General features: G+C 73.0%; 18 protein-coding genes. 11 read left to right on the top strand and 7 right to left on the bottom strand.

Annotated elements, in window-relative coordinates; genetic code table 11:
* The first annotated feature begins 2 nt into the window (after window positions 1-2).
* The gene (locus P696_RS0106945) at window positions 3-626 is read left to right on the top strand and encodes an NAD(P)-dependent oxidoreductase (RefSeq protein ID WP_026411762.1); all 624 of its coding nucleotides are present in this window, start codon (window positions 3-5) and stop codon (window positions 624-626) included.
* 36 nt (window positions 627-662) lie between these two features.
* Here P696_RS0106945 and P696_RS0106940 read toward each other — a convergent pair whose 3' ends face one another.
* Both P696_RS0106940 and map read right to left on the bottom strand, forming a co-directional pair.
* Window positions 663-1,280 (bottom strand): ComEA family DNA-binding protein, encoded by a 618-nt coding sequence (locus P696_RS0106940; RefSeq protein ID WP_245627579.1) that lies wholly within the window; start codon window positions 1,278-1,280, stop codon window positions 663-665.
* 154 nt (window positions 1,281-1,434) lie between these two features.
* On the bottom strand, window positions 1,435-2,286 hold the full coding sequence (gene map / locus P696_RS0106935; protein ID WP_026411760.1) for a type I methionyl aminopeptidase: 852 nt from the start codon (window positions 2,284-2,286) through the stop codon (window positions 1,435-1,437).
* Window positions 2,287-2,351: 65 nt separating this feature from the next.
* Here map and P696_RS0106930 point away from each other — a divergent pair, with 65 nt between their 5' ends.
* The gene (locus tag P696_RS0106930) at window positions 2,352-2,537 is read left to right on the top strand and encodes a hypothetical protein (RefSeq protein ID WP_026411759.1); all 186 of its coding nucleotides are present in this window, start codon (window positions 2,352-2,354) and stop codon (window positions 2,535-2,537) included.
* A gap of 47 nt (window positions 2,538-2,584) precedes the next feature.
* Here the strand turns inward: P696_RS0106930 and P696_RS0106925 are convergent, their stop codons facing one another.
* Window positions 2,585-3,172 carry a hypothetical protein gene (locus P696_RS0106925; protein ID WP_026411758.1) on the bottom strand — a complete coding sequence of 196 codons (588 nt, stop codon included), beginning with the start codon at window positions 3,170-3,172 and terminating at the stop codon, window positions 2,585-2,587.
* A 99-nt stretch (window positions 3,173-3,271) separates the two neighbouring features.
* Between P696_RS0106925 and npdG the strand changes: the two genes are divergently transcribed.
* From npdG to P696_RS0106910, 3 genes are all read left to right on the top strand, one after another.
* Window positions 3,272-3,973, top strand: a complete 702-nt coding sequence (gene npdG / locus P696_RS0106920) for an NADPH-dependent F420 reductase (RefSeq protein WP_026411757.1) — start codon at window positions 3,272-3,274, stop codon at window positions 3,971-3,973.
* Between the two features lie 314 nt (window positions 3,974-4,287).
* A complete protein-coding gene (locus tag P696_RS0106915) occupies window positions 4,288-4,653 on the top strand; it encodes a hypothetical protein (protein WP_157429545.1) in 366 nt (121 codons plus the stop codon).
* A gap of 49 nt (window positions 4,654-4,702) precedes the next feature.
* Window positions 4,703-5,449, top strand: coding sequence for a hypothetical protein (locus P696_RS0106910; RefSeq protein WP_026411755.1), 747 nt, complete (start codon window positions 4,703-4,705; stop codon window positions 5,447-5,449).
* A 24-nt stretch (window positions 5,450-5,473) separates the two neighbouring features.
* Here the strand turns inward: P696_RS0106910 and panB are convergent, their stop codons facing one another.
* Window positions 5,474-6,346, bottom strand: coding sequence for a 3-methyl-2-oxobutanoate hydroxymethyltransferase (gene panB / locus P696_RS0106905; protein WP_051466997.1), 873 nt, complete (start codon window positions 6,344-6,346; stop codon window positions 5,474-5,476).
* Between the two features lie 267 nt (window positions 6,347-6,613).
* Between panB and P696_RS0106900 the strand changes: the two genes are divergently transcribed.
* From P696_RS0106900 to P696_RS0106890, 3 genes are all read left to right on the top strand, one after another.
* Window positions 6,614-8,212, top strand: coding sequence for an MFS transporter (locus P696_RS0106900; protein ID WP_026411753.1), 1,599 nt, complete (start codon window positions 6,614-6,616; stop codon window positions 8,210-8,212).
* A gap of 14 nt (window positions 8,213-8,226) precedes the next feature.
* Window positions 8,227-8,856, top strand: coding sequence for a TetR/AcrR family transcriptional regulator (locus P696_RS0106895; protein ID WP_026411752.1), 630 nt, complete (start codon window positions 8,227-8,229; stop codon window positions 8,854-8,856).
* A gap of 136 nt (window positions 8,857-8,992) precedes the next feature.
* A complete protein-coding gene (locus tag P696_RS0106890; RefSeq protein WP_026411751.1) occupies window positions 8,993-11,080 on the top strand; it encodes a SpoIIE family protein phosphatase in 2,088 nt (695 codons plus the stop codon).
* Between the two features lie 99 nt (window positions 11,081-11,179).
* Here P696_RS0106890 and P696_RS0106885 read toward each other — a convergent pair whose 3' ends face one another.
* Both P696_RS0106885 and P696_RS43790 read right to left on the bottom strand, forming a co-directional pair.
* Window positions 11,180-12,967, bottom strand: coding sequence for an NAD+ synthase (locus P696_RS0106885; protein ID WP_026411750.1), 1,788 nt, complete (start codon window positions 12,965-12,967; stop codon window positions 11,180-11,182).
* A gap of 76 nt (window positions 12,968-13,043) precedes the next feature.
* Complete coding sequence (locus P696_RS43790) at window positions 13,044-14,354, bottom strand: MDR family MFS transporter (RefSeq protein WP_245627539.1); 1,311 nt, start codon at window positions 14,352-14,354, stop codon at window positions 13,044-13,046.
* Between the two features lie 70 nt (window positions 14,355-14,424).
* Between P696_RS43790 and P696_RS0106875 the strand changes: the two genes are divergently transcribed.
* Window positions 14,425-15,408: an ArsR/SmtB family transcription factor gene (locus P696_RS0106875; RefSeq protein WP_026411749.1), complete on the top strand. Its 984-nt coding sequence runs from the start codon at window positions 14,425-14,427 to the stop codon at window positions 15,406-15,408.
* A gap of 16 nt (window positions 15,409-15,424) precedes the next feature.
* Here P696_RS0106875 and P696_RS43785 read toward each other — a convergent pair whose 3' ends face one another.
* Window positions 15,425-16,462, bottom strand: a complete 1,038-nt coding sequence (locus P696_RS43785; protein ID WP_211245648.1) for a terpene synthase family protein — start codon at window positions 16,460-16,462, stop codon at window positions 15,425-15,427.
* A 196-nt stretch (window positions 16,463-16,658) separates the two neighbouring features.
* Between P696_RS43785 and P696_RS0106865 the strand changes: the two genes are divergently transcribed.
* Together P696_RS0106865 and P696_RS0106860 are read left to right on the top strand one after the other, a co-directional pair.
* Entirely contained in the window at window positions 16,659-17,468 is an 810-nt protein-coding gene (locus tag P696_RS0106865) for an ABC transporter substrate-binding protein (protein WP_026411748.1), read from the top strand.
* Window positions 17,469-17,521: 53 nt separating this feature from the next.
* On the top strand, window positions 17,522-18,325 hold the full coding sequence (locus tag P696_RS0106860) for an ABC transporter substrate-binding protein (RefSeq protein ID WP_026411747.1): 804 nt from the start codon (window positions 17,522-17,524) through the stop codon (window positions 18,323-18,325).

Genomic DNA, 18,325 nt, shown 5'->3' with positions numbered 1-18,325 from the left:
GCATGAAGATCCTGATCGTCGGGTCCACCGGCATGGTCGGTTCCCGCGTCGCCGCCGAGGCGCGCGCCCGGAACCACGAGGTCACCGGGGTGACCCGCAGCGGCAAGGACGGCACGGCGCGGGCCCAGGCGAGCGACGCCGACGCGATCGCGAAGCTCGCCGCCGGGCACGACGCGATCGTCGTCGCCGTGGCCCCGCCGCGCGACGGCTCGGAGACCGTCGCCCCGCTGCTCGCCGACGGACGCGGCGTCCTCGCCGCGGCCCGGAAGGCGGGGGTGCGGCGCGTGGTGATCGTCGGCGGCGCGGGCAGCCTGGAGATCGCGCCCGGACAGCGCCTCGTGGACAGCCCGGACTTCCCCGCGCTCTACAAGAATGAGGCCCTCGCGCAGGGGGCCCTCCTCGACGCCGTTCGCGAAGAGGCGGGCGACCTCGACTGGACCTACATCTCCCCGGCCGCCGAGATCGGCCCCGGGGAGCGCACCGGCACGTTCCGCCTCGGCGGCGACCAGCTCCTCTCCGACGCCGACGGCAACAGCCGCATCAGCGCCGAGGACTACGCCGTCGCCCTCGTGGACGAGCTGGAGGATCCCAAGGCCGTCGGCCGCCGCATCACCGTCGCCTACTGAGCGCCGGTCCGCGAGCGTCCCCGGGTGTTCGGCCGGTCAGCGGATGAAGATGGCGAACTCGGACAGCTCGCCGGTGATCGCCGGGGGGAGGCCCGCCACGGCGGACAGCTCCTCGGCGGAGACGAAGCCGCCGGTCTCGGCCCGCGCCCGTTCGATCCGTCCGGCCAGCTCGGGGGTGATGCCGGGCAGCATGGTCAGGGCCTCGGGCGGGGCGTGGTTGACGTCGACCAGGCCGCCGTCGTGGAACTGGCGGGGCAGGTCCGGACGGCCGATCCGCAGCTCCCGCGCGAGTCCCGGATCGTGCGCGGCCAGGTCGCGGGCCTTGGCGCGCAGCAGCCGCTGCTGCCGGACCCGCTCCACCACCGCGTCGTTCCCGACGCCGGACAGGCCGTCCGGATCGAACACCTGGCGCCGCACCAGGAACGCGTGCCCGCAGCCCACGAGCGCCAGCACCGACATCAGGATGCCCGCGGCCCGCTGCGCCCCGCCGTCGCTCTTGAGGTTCGGCGCGATCAGCAGCAGCCCCGCGAACAGGCCGCTGTACACCACGGTCGCCCACACCAGGTGCATCCGCCGGCGCCACAGCGCCGCCGCCGCGAAGGTGAACGGGGTCGCGTAGCCCAGCGTCAGGAACGGCAGCGCCGCCCATGTCACGCTCAACGCCGCCCTCCCGGGCGGCATGCTGTCCGACGGCACTCGCGGAGGTTCGTACGGTGCGGGAGCGTTCATGAGGGAGCTCTTCCCGGACGTCCGGCGACGGATGCCTCCGCGGTGGAGCGTCCTCTGTGACGTGCTTCCCGGATTCCGGCTACGGCAGCGTCAGGATCTCATGGCCGTCGTCGGTCACGAGGAGGGTGTGCTCGAACTGCGCCGTCCGCTTGCGGTCCTTGGTGAGGACGGTCCAGCCGTCCGGCCACATGTCCCACTCGGGGGTGCCGAGGGTGAGCATCGGCTCGATCGTGAACGTCATGCCGGGCTGCATCACGGTCGTCGCGGCCGGGTCGTCGTAGTGCGGGACGACCAGGCCCGAGTGGAAGGTGGTGCCGATGCCGTGCCCGGTGAAGTCGCGGACGACCCCGTACCCGAACCGCTTGGCGTAGGACTCGATCACCCGTCCGATCACGTTGATCGCGCGTCCCGGCCGGACGGCCCGGATCCCGCGCATCATGGCCTCGTGGGTGCGCTCGACCAGCAGCCGCGCCTCCTCGTCCACGTCCCCGACCAGGAACGTCGCGTCGGTGTCGCCGTGCACGCCGTCCACGAACGCGGTGATGTCCACGTTGACGATGTCGCCGTCGCGCAGCTCGGTGTCGTCCGGGATGCCGTGGCAGATCACCTCGTTGATCGAGGTGCACAGCGACTTGGGGTACCCGCGGTACCCGAGCGTGGACGGGTAGGCCCCGTGGTCGAGCATGTACTCGTGCCCGATCACGTCCAGCTCGTCGGTGGTGATCCCCGGCCGGACGTTCTTGCCGACCTCCTCCAGCGCCCGCGCCGCGATCTTCGCCGCCACCCGCATCCGCTCGATGGTCTCCGGCGTCTTGACGTCCGGCTCGCCCGTCTTCGGGGTCTTCTTGCCCACGTACTCCGGACGGTGGATGTTCGCGGGTACCTTGCGCATGGGCGAGACACGGCCGGGCCGGAGGAGGTGGGTCGTCATGGTCAGCGAGTGTAGTCAGCCCCGGCGGGGGACGACTCCAGAGGCGTGATCGAAAGGGAGGGCACATGAACGCGAAGAAGGACATCGACGACGCCTGGTGGTTCTGCCTGAAGCACCTGCGCGTCGAGCACGGCCCCGGTTGCCCCGACAAGGACCGCATGGGCCCCTACGCCACCGAGGCCGAGGCCGCGGGAGCCCTGGCCGAGGCCCGCGAGCGCAACAAGGCCTGGGACGCCCAGGACGACGACTGACCGACGCGGACCGGCGGCCGGCCGGTTCGCGCCGGCTGTCGGCCGGGTCAGTCGATGACGGGGCCGGTGACGGCGTCGAGGAGGCGGGCGAGGCGGTCGCGGAGGCCGCGGCGGGGACGGGTGAGGTCCTGCCCGGCGGCGGCGCTGACCAGGTGCTGGGCACCGTCGAAGCTCACCAGGGGATCGGCGGACGGAATGGTCAGGCCCTCGTGCGCGAGACCCTGGAGCTCGCGGTCGCCGCCGTCCAGGGCGAGGATCGTGGCCCCGACGCGGCGGGCGTCGTCGACCCGCTCCAGCAGCGGGACCGGCGCCTCGTCCTCGGCGACGACGAGGAGGGTCTCGCCCCGTCCGGCGTCCTCGATCCGCTCCAGGCCCACGGCGAGGTGCGCGGGCGCGTCCGCGGGCGGGGACCAGCGGACGAGCGTGGGGGACAGGCCCGGCAGCGCGTTCAGGCTGCTCTCGTCGTCCAGGTGGGCGGCGAGGTGCCAGGGCTCGCCCGTGGGGGTGCCGACCAGCAGCAGCCCGCCGGGGGTGCGCGCGCTGACCCGCAGCGCCCGTCCGAACTCCCCGGTGCGCTCCAGCCATCCGGTCGCGGCCAGCACCTCGCGCAGCATCATGACGTGCTCGGCGTCCATGCGTTCCATCGTGGCCCAAGAACCGGGCCGGGACGCGCGGTTTCGGACGGGACGGGTCCGTGCGCGGAGGGGTCCGCCCGGTTTGGCAGACTCGACGCCATGACTGATCAGCCGAAGAAGAGCCCCCATGACCTGCCCGACGTCTCCGGACTGAGCATCGGGATCCTCGGCGGGACCGGGGACCAGGGCAAGGGCCTGGCCCGCCGGTTCGCGCTCGCCGGACACAAGGTCACCCTCGGCTCGCGCAGCGCCGAGCGCGCGCGGCAGGCCGCCGCCGACCTCGGCGCGGACCTGGGGATCCAGGGCGCGGCGAACGCCGAGGCCGCGTCCGGGTCGGACGTGGTGATCGTGGCCGTCCCCTACGACGGCCACAGGGACCTCCTGTCGTCCCTGCGCGACGCCCTCGCGGGCAAGATCGTGGTGGACTGCGTGAACCCCCTCGGGTTCGACAAGAAGGGCGCGTTCGCGCTCGCGGTGGAGGAGGGCAGCGCCGCCGAGCAGGCCGCCGCCGTCCTGCAGAACACCGAGGGCGTCCGCGTCGTCGCCGCCTTCCACCACGTGTCGGCCGTCCTGCTGCTCGACCCCGAGGTGGACGAGACCGAGCTGGACGTCCTGGTCCTCGGCGACGACCGCGCGGCCACCGACACCGTCCAGGCCCTCGCCGGACGCATCCCCGGCATGCGCGGCGTGTACGGCGGACGGCTCCGCAACGCCCGCCAGGTCGAGGCGTTCACCGCGAACCTGATCTCCATCAACCGCCGCTACAAGGCGCACGCGGGCCTGCGCGTCACCGACGTCTGACCCCGCGTTCCCACCTTCCCGAACCCCGTCCCCCGTTCACGGAACGTGACCGTCGGCGCTGCCGCGGTCGCGTTCCGTGGAGATGGGGGAGGGGGCGGCCCACGCGGCGCGATGCGGACATGGGGAGAGTCACTGGAGCGGTAGCTGACGCACGGACGTCCAAGTGCTGACGTGGACGGGTGGCCGACTCTGACCGGCACCGTGCCGAAGACGGCGCGGAAAGCGGTGTGGCGCGGGCATCCTGGGATGTGCTGCGGTGGTTCCGCCGTGGACGGGCCGCGTCCTATGATCGCCGTACTACAGGGCAGGTGAAGATGAGGCAGATCCGGTCGGCCGACCCGTGGAGCGCCTTCCTGCGTCCGCCCGGACGCCCGCTCGACACCGGTTACGGAGGCACCGCGTCGCGCGCGACCCCGGATCCCGGAGGCGGCGGTCCCGTCACCGGACGAGGCGGCGACCCGGACCCCGACGACACCGACCTGCCGGACGTGTGCCGCCGCGTCCTGGCGCGGCTCGGCGCCGCCGGACGCCCGCAGTCGCTGGAGCAGCTCCAGCACGGCACCGGGCTCGGGCTGCTGGAGATCGCCGACGCCGTGGAGAGCCTGCGCGACCGGGGCCTGGTGACGGTGGAACGCGAGATCGACGAGATCGTCCGCCTCGCGCCCCCCGGGGACCGGTGAGCGTCCGCCGCGCGATCGTCGCCGGTGGAGCGCGGACGGGGGACGGCCGGTGACCGGGTACCTGATCACGGTCGCGCTCGCCTGCCTGGTCGGCGTCGCCGAACTGGTGAGCCGGTACCGGGACCGTCCGATCACGCTGGTCCGGGTGCCGAGCACCTGGGCGTACGTGCTGATCAACGGGGCCGCGGGCGCCGGTTCGCTGCTGCTCCTGCGCACCTTCCACTGGGAGTTCGGGGTGAAGTCGCCGCAGATGCTCGGCGCCGCGCAGGTGCTGGCCGCCAGCCTCGGCTCGATGATGATCTTCCGCAGCGCGGTGTTCACCGTCCGGGTCGGGGACGAGGACGTCGCCGTCGGCCCGTCCACCCTGCTGACCTCGCTGCTCGCCGCCGCCGACCGGGGCGTCGACCGGGTGCAGGCGCGCAGCCGCGCGCAGGACGTCGGCCGCATCATGGAGGGCGTCTCGTTCCCCCGTGCCCGGCTGGCGCTGCCGACCTACTGCCTGGGCCTGCTGCAGAACGTCTCCGCCGAGGACCAGGCCGACCTGCGCACCGCCGTGGACGCGCTCGCGGGCAGTGACATGTCGGACGGCCAGAAGACGCTCAACCTCGGCCTGCTGCTGATGAACGTGGCCGGTCCGGACGTCCTGGACGCCGCCGTCCGCACCCTCCACAAGGAGATCCGCGACGAGGGCGACCAGGCGGGCGAGGAGCGGCCCGGCATCCCCGCGCCGCGGACGCCCGACAACGGCCAAGGCCCCGCCGAGGCCCGCACTGAGACGGGCGCCGACAGGGCCTGACAGTCCGACCGAGGGCCGGACGGCTTACTTGTAGCTGTACTCGGGCGTCGGGAAGGCGCCCGCGACGACCTCTTCGGCATACTCGCGCGCAGCGTCCCCGAGGACGGAGTAGAGGTCGGCGTACTTCTTCACGAACTTGGCGGTGTGGGGAGTGAGCCCGGCCATGTCCTGCCAGACCAGGACCTGTGCGTCGGTGCCCTCGCCCGCGCCGATCCCGACCGTCGGGATGGACAGCGCGGCGGTGACCCGGCGGGCCAGCTCGTCCGGGACGCACTCCAGGACGACCGAGAACGCGCCCGCGGCCTCGAGCGCCTTGGCGTCGGCCAGCAGCTGCTCGCCGTCCTCGCCGCGGCCCTGCACCCGGTAGCCGCCGAAGGCGTTCACCGACTGCGGGGTGAGGCCGAGGTGGCCCATGACGGGGATCCCGGCCGCGACCATGGCCTCGACCTGCGGCAGGATCCGGCGCCCGCCCTCGACCTTGATGGCCTGGACGTTCGCCTCCTTCATGAACCGGGCCGCGCTCGCGAGCGCCTCGGGGACGCTCGCCTGGTAGGACCCGAACGGAAGGTCGGCGACCACCATCGCGCGCTTGGCCCCGCGGACGACCGCGGCGGCCAGCGGAACGAGGTCGTCCACGGTGACGGGGATGGTGGAGTCGTAGCCGTAGACGACCATCGCGGCCGAGTCGCCGACGAGAAGGACGGGGATGCCCGCCTCGTCGAAGACGCGCGCGCTGAGGGCGTCGTAGGCGGTGAGCATGGGCCACTTCTCATGCCGGGCCTTGGCGGCGGCGATGTCGCGCACGGTCACCCGTCGGGTGCCCTTGCCGCCGTACAGAGCGGTCGGCTGGGCGGATCCCTGCTGTCCAGCGGGGGACTTCGGCGTGGAAGCGGACACGTCAGAAGACACGGTGTACCTCCAGTCTCGAGGCGCCACGGTGGCGTACCCGGACGGGACCGATGATCCCACCAGAACAACGGCCACGGAACCCCCGCCGATTCCCGTTCCTGCCGCGATGCCCGGTTCCCCCTCCGGAACGTGCGGGGGGAGCATTTCGAAACGCTACGGTTGCGTATCTGAATTCTCCGGCGTACGCTCATTGCGCAACGCCTCCGTAGCGCAATTTTCTTCCCGCCTCCCCAAGCGATCCCTCCAAGGAGTTCCGTGGATCCCCAGACCATCCAGCGGCGACGCTGGTACGTCCTCGGCGTGCTGACGGTCAGCCTGCTCGTCGTGGTCCTGGACAACACCATCCTGAACGTCGCCCTCAAGACCATCGCCGACCCGCACGAGGGCCTCGGCGCCACCCAGAGCCAGCTCGAGTGGTCGATCAACTCCTACACGCTGGTGTTCGCCGGGCTGCTGTTCACCTTCGGGGTGCTCGGCGACCGGCTCGGCCGCAAGCGGGTGCTGCTCGGCGGCATGGTGATCTTCGCGATCGCCTCGCTCGCCTCGGCCTACGCGCAGTCCCCGACCCAGCTGATCTGGGCCCGCGCGCTGATGGGCCTCGGCGGGGCCGCGGTCATGCCGCAGACGCTGTCCATCATCACCAACGTGTTCGAGCCGAAGGAGCGCCCGCGCGCCATCGCCCTGTGGGCGGGCGCGGTCGGCCTCGGCGTCGCGATCGGCCCGATCACCGGCGGCCTCCTGCTGGCCCACTTCTGGTGGGGCTCGGTCTTCCTGATCAACGTCCCGGTCATCGTCGCGGGCGCGGCGGCGATCGTGTTCCTCGTGCCGGAGTCCCGCAACCCCGAGCGCGGCGGTCTCGACCCGTTCGGCGTGCTGCTGTCGATCATCGGCCTGGTCGCGCTGTCCTACGGCATCATCCGCGGCGGCGACAAGGGCCAGTGGACCGCGGTGGACGTGCTGGCGCCGATCGCGCTCGGCTTCCTGGTCCTGGCCGCGTTCGTCTGGCACGAGGCCCGCACCGAGCACCCCGCGTTCGACGTCCGGCTGTTCCGCGACCCGCGCCTGTCGGCGTCGGTGGCCGCGATCGCGCTGTGCTTCTTCTCCGCGGGCGGCGTGTTCTTCTTCTCCAACTTCTACATGCAGTCCGTGCGCGGGCTGAGCCCGCTCGAGTCGGGCGCGATGGTCATGCCGTTCGCGGTCGCGCAGCTGCTGTTCTCCCCGCGCAGCGCGTCCATGGTGCGCCGGTTCGGGGCCAAGATGGTCTGCACCGTCGGCCTGCTCGCGGTGACCGGGGCCCTGCTCGGCTACCAGTTCCTCGGCGTCGACACCCCGCTCTGGGTGCTCGGGGTGATCTTCTTCGTGCAGGGCGCGGGCATGGCGAACGTCATGCCGCCCGCGACCGAGGCCGTCATGTCGGCGCTGCCGCGGGAGAAGGCGGGCGCGGGCTCCGCGCTCAACAACACCGCCCGCCAGGTCGCGGTCGCGCTCGGCGTGGCCGTCCTCGGCTCGGTGATCTCCTCGATCTACCGCTCGGACCTGCGGGACAGGCTGACCGCGCTGCCCGAGTCGGCGCGCGAGGCCGTCGGCCAGTCGATCGCGGGCGCGCACCAGGCGGGCGCGGTCATCCCCGGCGCCCGGGCCCTGATCGGCCCCGCCGACGAGGCGTTCGTCCACGCGGTGCACGTCGCCGCGGGCGCGGCGGCCCTGATCGCGCTGGTCAGCGCGCTGGTCGTGCTGCGCTGGATGCCGGGCCGCGCCGCCGTCGAGGACGAACTCGTCGCCGGTTCGCCCGCCGCGTCCGAGGACGCGACGGCCGAACCGGCGGACGGGAACCAGGAGCGGGCCGGCGTGTGAGAATGTGAACCGCGATGACCGAGAGTAAGCCGACCGCGCGGCGGCCGGCGGAGACCGACGAGAGCCGCCCGGGCGCAGCGCGCCCGGGCCGCCCCCGCAGCGAGCGCGCCGAGAAGGCGATCCTGGACGCGACGATCGACCTGCTGGCCGAGGAGTCCGGCGTCGACGGCGTGTCGATGGAGGCCGTGGCCGCCCGCGCGGGCGTCGCCAAGACGACCATCTACCGGCGCTGGCCCAACAAGGAGGCGCTGATCGTCGGCGCCCTGAGCTCGCTCAAGGGGCCGCTGCCCGAGCTGCCCGGCACCGGCGTCCGGGACGACCTGCTCACGCTCGCCCGGCACATGTCGGTCGAGCGCGGGTTCAAGGCGTCCCGATGCTTCTGGAACGTGGTCGGCGGCGCGGAGAAGTACCCCGGGCTGTACGCCCGCTACCGGCAGGACGTCATGAACCCGCGCCGCGAGGTGTACTGCGACGTGCTGCGGCGCGGCGTCGAGCGCGGCGAGGTCCGGCGCGACGTCGACGTGAACGTGGCGGTGGCGATGCTCGTCGGCGCCTTCTCGTTCCACAAGCCTCCGGAGCCCTTGCCGGACGGGTTCGCCGAGCAGCTGGTGGACACCATCCTCCGAGGTATTTCGGCGGATTGACTGGGAAGTCTGTTTTTCCATGCCGTTTTCGTCGCGCAGGCCGTGATCTTCTCCCAAACCCCGGCATGCATGCTCCATACTGGGCTGGGGGAGTGGATGCAGGACCGGCTGACTGGAGCGTCAGGTGAGATCCGTCATGGCGCCACGGGGCGACGCGCCCGTCGGCGATTCCCCGTCCCGCACACTGGTGCTCGGCTTCGACGCCGACCGCGTGATCGTCCAGTGCGGACCCAACTGCCCGGCCGTCCTCGGCCATGACCCGGGCGGACTGATCGGGCGTCCGGCGACCGACCTGGTCGCCGACGACGCCAAGGCCGAGCTCGAGGGGCTGCTCGAGGCCGCCGCCGCCGGGCAGGAGCGCACGGCCGTGCTCACCGCGCGGCACGCCGACGGCCGCGGCGTCGACGCGGTCGTCACCGCGCAGCCCATGGTCGGCGACGGCACCGCCGGGCTGCTGTACGTCCGGGTCGCGCTGCCGCCCAGCGAGCGCTTCCAGGACCCGTCCCTCATGCGCCGCGCGCTGATGGACGACGCGCTCACCCGGTTCGGCCAGTCCCTCGACCTGGACCAGACCGCCAAGGGCATCGTCGACGTCGTCGTCCCGCACTACTGCAACGTGTCGTCCGTGCTGATCCTGGAGAGCCTGGTCGCGGCGGACGAGGTGCACGAGGAGACCGGCTCGGCGGTGATGCGCCGCATCTCGGTCGCCTCCGAGGACGAGGACCCCGCCTGGACGGCGACGTTCCCGGTCGGCGAGGTCCTGGTGTTCCCCGAGGGCACGCCCTACCGCGAGGTGCTCGACACCGCCCGGCCCGTCCTGCTGCGGCACGTCGAGCGCAGGGACGCGGGCGCCATCGCCGAGAAGTGGCGGCGCAACCCGGTCGGGCACCTGCTATCGGACGTGTCGATGGTGCTGCTGCCGATGATCGCCCGGGACACGCTGCTCGGCTTCATCGCCTGCACCCGCGTCGGCGGCCACCGCCGCTTCGACGCCTACGACGTCGAGATCGGCATGGAGTTCGCCGCCCGCGCCGCCATCGTCATCGACAACGCCCGGCTGTTCAGCCGCGAGCGCGCCACGGCCCTCGCGCTGCAGCGCAGCCTGCTGCCGAACCGGCTGTCCGCGCCCGCGACCGTCGAGGTCCGGCACCGCTACCTGCCCGGCAGCAAGCTCGTCGAGGTCGGCGGCGACTGGTACGAGTCGATCGCGCTGCCCGGCGCGCGCGTCGCCCTCATCGTCGGGGACGTCGCCGGGCACGGCGTGCGCGCCGCGGTCACCATGGGACGGCTGCGCACCGCCCTGCACACCCTCGCCAACCTCGAGCTGCCGCCCGCCGACGCGCTGCACGTCATGCACGAGCTGATGATCGAGCTCGGCGAGCAGGAGCCGCACTTCGCCACCTGCGTGTACGCCGTGTACGACGCGACGACCGGAAAGCTGGAGGTCGCGTCCGCCGGGCACCTGCCGCCGCTGCTGGCCGCCCCGGACGGCGCGAACGCCTACCTGGAGGTGCCGCCCGCGCCGCCGCTCGGCGTGGTCGGCGGCGCGGCCATCGAGAGCCGCGAGTTCGCCGTCGAGGACGGCTCGGTCTTCGTCATCTACACCGACGGCCTGGTGGAGAACCGGGGCCGCGACATCGACGACGGCCTGGCCCGGCTCCGCTCGCTGTTCACCGCCGAGACCGTCGGCCGCCCGATGGAGGACCTGGCCAAGGCCACCCTCGCGGGCGTGTACGCCGACGAGCACCGCGACGACATCGCCGTCCTGCTGGCCCGGCTGCACCGGATGCCCGCCGACCGGATGGCGTCCTGGCCGCTGCCGACCGACCCCGCGTCCGTCCGCCGGGCGCGCGGGCTGGTGTGCAGCAAGCTGACCGAGTGGGGCCTGTCCGACCTCGTCTACACCACCGAGCTGCTCGCGTCCGAGCTGGTCACCAACGCGCTCCGCTACGCGCCGGGCGGCATCGAGCTGCGGCTGCTGCTCGAGCGCACCCTCACCCTGGAGGTGCTGGACCGCTCGGCCGCGCTGCCGCGCCTGCGCCACGCCCTCGACGACGACGAGAACGGCCGCGGCCTGCTGGTCGTCAGCCAGCTCGCGCACCGGTGGGGCACCCGCCGCACCCAGGCGGGCAAGGTCGTCTGGTGCGAGCAGGTCGTCCCCGGCGTCCCGCCCGAGCCGGACGAGCCGATCCCCAGCTGGCCCGGCGAGAACCACCACCGCTAGGGCGCGGCTCGAAAGCCACGTGACCGCCGCGGGCGCCGACCGCGGGACACGGCTGAGCCCGTGACCTGCGGGTCACAGGCTCAGCCCGCGTCCTGCGGCTTACGGGTTCTCGCGCCAGCGGTTGGTGATGGGCAGGCGGCGGTCGCGGCCGAAGTTCTTCGGGGTGACCTTCGGGCCCGGCGGGTACTGGCGGCGCTTGTACTCGGCGAGGTCGGTGAGGCGGATGACGCGGTCGACCAGGTCAGGGTCGTGGCCGGCCGCGATCAGCCGGTCGCGGCCCATGTCGCGCTCGACGTAGTCGACCAGCAGCGGGTCGAGGACGTCGTAGGGCGGCAGGGAGTCGGAGTCCCGCTGGTCCGGGCGCAGCTCGGCGGACGGCTCCTTGACGATGATCGCGTCGGGGATCGGCGGCTCCTCGAACGGGTGCAGGAACGGCAGGTCCGACCCGACCTGCTCGTCCCGCCACCGGGCCAGCGCCCAGACCATGGTCTTGACCAGGTCCTTGATGGGGCCGAAGCCTCCCGCCGAGTCGCCGTAGAGGGTGGAGTAGCCGGTCGCGAGCTCGCTCTTGTTGCCGCCGGTCAGCACGAGGTGGCCGTGCTCGTTCGACAGGCCCATCCAGATGTTGGCGCGGATCCGGGCCTGCAGGTTCTCCGACGCGAGGCCGTGCAGGTCGAGCTCGGCCTCGAACGCGTCCACCATGCCGCGGATCGGGACGATCCGGGAGTGCACGCCCTGCCGCTTGACCAGCTCCTCGGCGTCGGTGACCGAGTGCTCGGACGAGTAGCGGCTCGGCAGCAGGACGGCGTGCACGTTCTCCGGGCCGATGGCGTCGGAGGCGATGGTGGTGACCAGCGCCGAGTCGATGCCGCCGGACAGGCCGATGATGACCGAGCGGAACCCGTTCTTGCGGACGTAGTCGCGGGTGCCGGTGACCAGCGCCGCGTACACCTCGCCGAGGTCGTCCAGCCGCTCGGCGACCTCCAGCGGACGGGCCGGGGAGGCGGGCGCGGGCTCGCCGGACAGGACGAGCCGCTCGACGGTGATGGTCGTGCCGTCCAGGGCGTCGACCGGCTCGCGGCCGGGCTCGGCGGCCGGGTCGGCGGCGGGAAGATCGAGGTCGGAGACGAGGAGGTGCTCGGTGAACTGCGGCGCGCGGGCGAGCAGCGCGCCGTCCGCGCCGACGACGACCGAGTCGCCGTCGAAGACCAGCTCGTCCTGGCCGCCGACCATGTTGACGTAGGCGAGCGCGCAGCCCGCCTCGCGGGCGCGGCGGGCGCACAGGTCGAGCCGGGTGTCCTGCTTGGCCCGCTCGTAGGGGGACGCGTTGACGGCCAGCAGCAGGCCCGCCCCGGCGGCGCCGGTGACGCTGACCGGGCCGCCGTCCTGCCAGAGGTCCTCGCAGACGACGGTCGCGACGTCCACGCCGTTCACCCGGACGACCGGCAGCGTGTCGCCGCGCACGAAGATGCGGTACTCGTCGAACACGCCGTAGTTCGGCAGGTGGTGCTTGGCCGAGCGGACGAGCACCTCGCCGCCGTGCAGCCAGGCCGCGCCGTCCAGCGGGGATCCGGCGGGCTGCCCGGGACGGACGGGGCCGTCCGTCCGGCGGTCGAGGTAGCCGACGACCACGGGCAGGTCGCCGAGGCCCTCGTCCGCCAGCCGCCGGGCGAGCCGCTCCAGGGCGTCGCGGGACGCGTCGACGAACGACGAGCGGAGCGCGAGGTCCTCGACCGGGTAGCCGGTGAGGGCCATCTCCGGGAACGCGACCAGGTGCGCGCCCGCGTCCCGGGCGCGCCGGGTCCAGTCGACGATCAGCGCGGCGTTGCCGCCGAGGTCGCCGACGGTCGGGTTCACCTGCGCGAGCGCGATCCTGAGCTGTGCCACGTCTCCACCCTAGGAGGTCGCCGGATCCCGATCACCGACCGGGTATCGTCACTATGACGATAATAGCCCTCCGGGGTCAAGAGGCGGCGGCCGGAGCGGTGGCCGGAGCAGAGGCCGGGGCGGGGGCCGTCCGCCTCCGGATGGCGGGGGTGAGGGCAAGCTGCCCGACGGCCGCCACGAGCCCGAGCGCCCCGCAGGCCGGCCACATCAGCGCCGGGCCGCCGAGGCCGAGCAGCTGCGTCCCGCCGAGCGGCGCCAGCATGAACCCGCCGGACCAGGAGAGCCCGTACAGCCCGCTGTAGCGTCCGCGCAGGTGCTCGGGGGACAGCCCGGCCACGATCGCCTGCAGCACGGACGCGGCGATGATCTCGCCGAACGACCAGAACACCACGATGACCGCGTACTGCCACGGCTCGGACGCCAGCGCGGTGGCGCCGATCCCGACCGCCACGATCGCCATGCCCGCGGCCAGCACCAGCGAGTGGTCGCGCCGCGTCAGCCACGCGCTCACCAGCGGCTGGACGGTGATGATCACCAGGCCGTTGAGCGCGATGACCCAGCCGTAGGTGCCGGCTCCGAGGCCCTGCTCGCGCATCGCCAGCGGCATCGTCGACATCGACTGCAGCAGGACGAACACGTACGCCATCGCCGTGAAGGTGTAGCCGATCATGACCCGGTCGCGCAGCACGTCCAGCATCCCGCCGCGCGGCGCCGCGTCCGCACCTGTGTCCGCACCCGTGCCGGGAACCGAAGGACGCGTCTCCGGGACCGCGCGCCAGACCAGGATCCCGAACGCGGTGGCCGTGGCGGCGTTGATCCAGAACAGGGTGTGGAACCCGGTGCGGGCGAGCGTCCCGGCCGACACCATCGCGATCGCCCAGCCGAGGTTCACCGCCCAGAAGTTGAGGCCGAACGCGCGCGCCCGGTCGTCCGCCGGGACGATGTCGGCGACCATCGCCTGGGACGCGGGCCGGAACATGTCGATCAGCAGCCCGAGCAGCGCCGCCGCCGCGACCAGCGCGAGGATGCCCTGCGCGTACCCGAGGGCGAGCATCGCCGCGCCGGTGCCGAACGTGGACAGCAGCAGCGTCCGCCGCCGTCCGATGCGGTCGGCGAGCAGCCCGCCGAGGAACTGGCCGCCGAGCGAGCCCGCCCCGAGGACGGTCATCACCGCGCCCGCCTGCGCCAGCGACAGCCCGCGCGCGGTGGTGAGGTACAGGCCGAGGAACGGCTCGACCATCGTGCCGAGCCGGTTGATCAGCGTGCCCGTCCACAGCGCCCAGAAGGCGCGCGGCAGGCCGCCGAGGCGGGTGGCGAAGAAGGAGCCGAGCCGGTTCGGGGGAGCGGAGAGCGGGGGTTCGCGCAGGGATTCGTCGAGCGTGGTCACGCTGACGATGGTCGGGCCGCCGAACCGGTCAGGACATTCATTTAGGCTGGGCTAAAAGGTCGGAGGGGCGATGATCCGGTTCGTGTTCACCCCGGACGACGCCGCCCGCGTCCGGTTCGCGTTCTCGCCCGCATGGGAGGCGGTCGGGGCGCTGCGGGTGCTCGCCGACCCGTCCCGGCGCGCCCTGCACCTGCCGTGGCTGCGCGCCGTCCGGCCCCGCCTCGCCGGGCTCGACCTGGACCTGCTGCGCGCCCTGGTGCCCGCCACCGGCTACGTCGCCGACTTCCTCACCCCGCCGCCCACCACCCCGCTGCCGGACTTCGACGCCGAGCTGGCGACGATCCGTGCCACCCCGCGCGACGTCGTCGTCGACGAGCTCGCCTGGTCGGGCACCGAGGGGTCGCTGTACCCGATCGCCCCCGGGGGGCCCGCCCTCACGCGCCTGGTCGCCGACCCGGACGCGACCCTCACGGCGGTCGCCGACCAGCTCGACGCGTTCTGGCGGGCGGCGGTCCGGCCGTTCTGGGGCCGCATCCGCGAACTGCTGGAGGGGGACGTCCTGCGCCGCTCCCGCGCCCTCAGCGAGCGCGGCGCGGCGGGCGTGTTCGCCGACCTCCACGAGACCGTCGAATGGGACAACGGCATCCTGCGTATCGACCGGCCGTGGACCTTCCACGGCGGCCTGGACGGCCGGGGCCTGCTGCTCGTGCCGAGCGTGTTCACCTGGCCGCGCGTCCAGGTCCTCCCGCCGCCCTACCAGGCGATGCTGAGTTACCCGGTGTCCGGCGTCGCCACGGTGTGGGAGACCCGTCCGGGCCCGCGCGCGGGCTCGCTCGGCGCCCTGGTCGGACGCGTCCGGGCGGAGATCCTGCACGCGCTGGACGCCCCGTCCTCGACCACCGAGCTCGCCCGCCGCCTCGGCGTCACCCCCGGCGCGGTCAGCCAGCACCTCTCCGTGCTGCGTTCCTGCGACCTCGTGACGGGCCACCGCATGGGCCGCCGGGTCGTCTACGTCCGCACCCCGATGGGCGACGACCTGGCCCGCATCGTCTGACCCCCGTCTCCGGAGGTCAGCGGCTCGCCAGGATGTCCCGGAGGCCCAGCTGGCGGCGCGGCGGGCGGTGGACGTCGGGGTGCGGCAGGTCGTAGCGGCCGGACTCGACGAGCCAGTCCAGATGGGCGCGCGGCGCGTTCAGGAGCACGGACGCGACCCGCGCGGTCGCGGCCCGATCCGGCTCGGGCAGCGCGAGCCGGTCCAGCGCCTCGGACAGGAGGCGTCCGGCCTCGGCCTGGTCGGCGGCCCGCTGGACGAGCCGTTCGACCGTCCAGGACGCGGCCTGCTCATCCGTCAGGCCGTGGGCGTCGGCCGCCACCGCGACGAGGTTGTGCGCGTCGCCGTCCGCCTGCTCGCGCCGGAAGGACGCCAGGTCGTTGCACCAGGCCACCACGTCGGCGGTGGCCTCGGTCAGGGCCGTCCAGGGCGGGGAGTCCAGGACACGGGGCGGAAGCTCCACCCCGAGCACCGTCTCGACCAGGTCGAACAGGTGGGGCCCGCACGCGCCGCGCCGTCCCGCGGCGTATCCCCGCAGTGTGGGGGTTTGCCCGGTGCGCCGGTTCACCGCCTCCTCGGCGCACGCCGTCCGGTGCACCTCCAGATGCACCAGGAACCGGCGTCGCCAGCGCGAACTCATGCGCGGCGACGTCCGCCGCCACAGCTCCACGAGCGCGTTCTCCAGTGGACGGGCGCCGGGCAGGGCGGCGCCGCGCCGCAGCGCTCGCAGCAGGTCGTCGTACAGGGCGCAGACGGCGGTCGCGCTCGCCGACATCGGCGGCCGGTCGAGCGTGTCGTCGAGTGCGAACGTCCAGGTCAGCCAGTGCCCGAACAGCTCGACACGGTCGATGTCGGCGGTCGCGAACAGTCGCGCGGCGAGCCGGTCGCAGCGGGCCCGGCCGAGCGGCGAGGTGTCCGGATCGCCTAGCACCAGGCCCTGCGCGCGGGTCCAGCCGTCCAGCCGCGCGCCGAGCGGCGACGCGCCCGGATGCACGCCGGACGGGGCGGCCAGCGATTCCACCCGTTCGGTCAGCGACAGCAGCGTTGGAACGTCCACGGTCCGCCCCACGCTAGTGATCATCGGTGCCGCGGCCGGACGACCGCCACGTCAAATCTCGGAAACGGGACGCTCCGCTCCAGGCCGTCCCCGGGCGGGGCGGGCAGGCCGTTCGCGGCGGGGTCGGCAGGCCGCCCGAGGCGGGGCGCGGGCGTGGGATAGTCGGTCGAAACCCCTTGCGCACAAGGAGCAGAGCGTGATCCGACGTCCCCTCTCCCGCCTCTCTCCGGTCGCCGCCGTGGTCCTCGCGGCGTCCCTCGCCGCCGGCTGCGGCGTGCGCGAGGGCGAGGTGAAGGGCGTGGCGCTGGTCGACCGGACCCGGCTCACCGTCTGCACGCACGTCCCGAACCCGCCCTTCGAGGAGCGCCGCGACGGGAAGGTCGTCGGCTTCGACATGGACCTGATGGGGCTCGTCGGCAAGCGGCTCGGCGTGCCGCTGAACGTCCGGGAGACCGCCTACGACCCGATGCAGTCCGGCTCGGCGCTCACCGCGACCCGCTGCGACGTCGTGGCGGCGGCCATGACGATCACCCAGGCGCGCGCCGCCGAGATCGGCTTCTCCAAGCCGTACTTCGACGTCTACCAGATGGTCGTCGGACGCAAGGGACGCGCCCTCACCAGCCCCGCCGCGCTCAAGTCGGCGCACGTCCGCGTCGGGACCCTGGGGCTCACGGGAGGCGAGCGCTACCTGCGCGACGCCGAACTCGACACCGTCTCGTACAAGACCCCGGACGCGCTGCTCGACGGCCTGCGCACGCGCCGGGTGGACGTCGTCGTCGCGGACCATCCGACCGCCCTCCGCTGGCTCCGCGACCCCGCCAACGCCGCGTTCACGGCCCGCGGACGGTTCGGAACGGGCGAGCAGTACGGGTTCATGGTGACCAGGAACAGCGACCCCGCGCTCGTCCAGACGATCGACCAGACCCTCGACGCGGCCCGCGCGGACGGCTCCTACCAGCGCCTCTACGAGAAGTGGATCGGCCGGTCACCTGGCGTCCGGCGGTGACGACCATGGTAGAAATCGTCTCCACGTGCATCAGAAACCCCCTGGAGGATCACGTGTCCGGACGCATTCCCCGACTCTCGGCGCTCGTGGCGGTCGCCGTCACGGTGCTCGCCACGGCCTCGGCCTGCGGCGGCGGCGACGGCGTGACGGTGCAGGGCGCCAAGCTGGTCAAGAAGGGTCAGCTCACGACCTGCACGCACCTGCCGTACCCGCCGTTCCAGTTCGTGAAGGACGGCAAGGTCGTCGGCTTCGACGTCGACGTGATGGACCTGGTCGCCAAGAAGCTCGGTGTCACCCAGAAGGTCGTGGACACCCCGTTCGAGACCATCAAGACCGGCGCGGCCCTGAACGCGGGCAAGTGCGACGTCGCCGCCGCCGGCATGACGATCAAGCCCGAGCGCGCGAAGTTCATCGACTTCACCAAGCCCTACTTCGACGCCACCCAGGCGGCCATGGGCAAGAAGGGCGCCGCGTTCGCGTCCGTCGACGACCTGAAGAAGGTGAAGGTCGGCACGCAGGCGTCCACCACCGGCGAGGAGTTCGTGCACGCCGCGAAGATCGACTCGGTCTCGTTCGACGACTCGGCGGCGCTGCTCAACGGCCTGCGCACCGGCAAGGTCGACGTCATCGTCGAGGACTACCCGGTCGTGCAGGGCTGGCTGAAGGACCCGGCGAACTCCGCCTACGCCATCGACGGCAACTACAACACCGGCGAGCAGTACGGCTTCGCCGTCCGCAAGGACAAGAACACCGGGCTGAAGGACGTCATCGACTCCGTCATCGCCCAGGCCCGCACGGACGGCTCCTACAAGGCGATCTACGAAAAGTGGATCGGGCCCATGCCCGAGGGGCACTGA

The sequence above is a fragment of the Actinomadura oligospora ATCC 43269 genome (assembly GCF_000518265.1).
In the GTDB taxonomy this organism is placed as follows: domain Bacteria; phylum Actinomycetota; class Actinomycetes; order Streptosporangiales; family Streptosporangiaceae; genus Spirillospora; species Spirillospora oligospora.
The sequence above is the reverse complement of the archived record's forward strand: the minus strand, read 5'-3'. Positions and strand labels throughout refer to the sequence as shown.

Excerpts from the sequence above, each read along its gene's own strand:
- P696_RS0106945 (WP_026411762.1), top strand. The coding sequence starts at position 3 with ATGAAGATCCTGATCGTCGGGTCCACCGGCATGGTCGGTTCCCGCGTC.
- P696_RS0106915 (WP_157429545.1), top strand. The coding sequence starts at position 4,288 with ATGAGGCAGATCCGGTCGGCCGACCCGTGGAGCGCCTTCCTGCGTCCG.
- map (WP_026411760.1), bottom strand. The coding sequence starts at position 2,286 with ATGACGACCCACCTCCTCCGGCCCGGCCGTGTCTCGCCCATGCGCAAG.
- P696_RS0106895 (WP_026411752.1), top strand. The coding sequence starts at position 8,227 with ATGACCGAGAGTAAGCCGACCGCGCGGCGGCCGGCGGAGACCGACGAG.
- npdG (WP_026411757.1), top strand. The coding sequence starts at position 3,272 with ATGACTGATCAGCCGAAGAAGAGCCCCCATGACCTGCCCGACGTCTCC.
- P696_RS0106890 (WP_026411751.1), top strand. The coding sequence starts at position 8,993 with ATGGCGCCACGGGGCGACGCGCCCGTCGGCGATTCCCCGTCCCGCACA.
- P696_RS0106925 (WP_026411758.1), bottom strand. The coding sequence starts at position 3,172 with ATGGACGCCGAGCACGTCATGATGCTGCGCGAGGTGCTGGCCGCGACC.
- P696_RS0106875 (WP_026411749.1), top strand. The coding sequence starts at position 14,425 with ATGATCCGGTTCGTGTTCACCCCGGACGACGCCGCCCGCGTCCGGTTC.
- P696_RS0106930 (WP_026411759.1), top strand. The coding sequence starts at position 2,352 with ATGAACGCGAAGAAGGACATCGACGACGCCTGGTGGTTCTGCCTGAAG.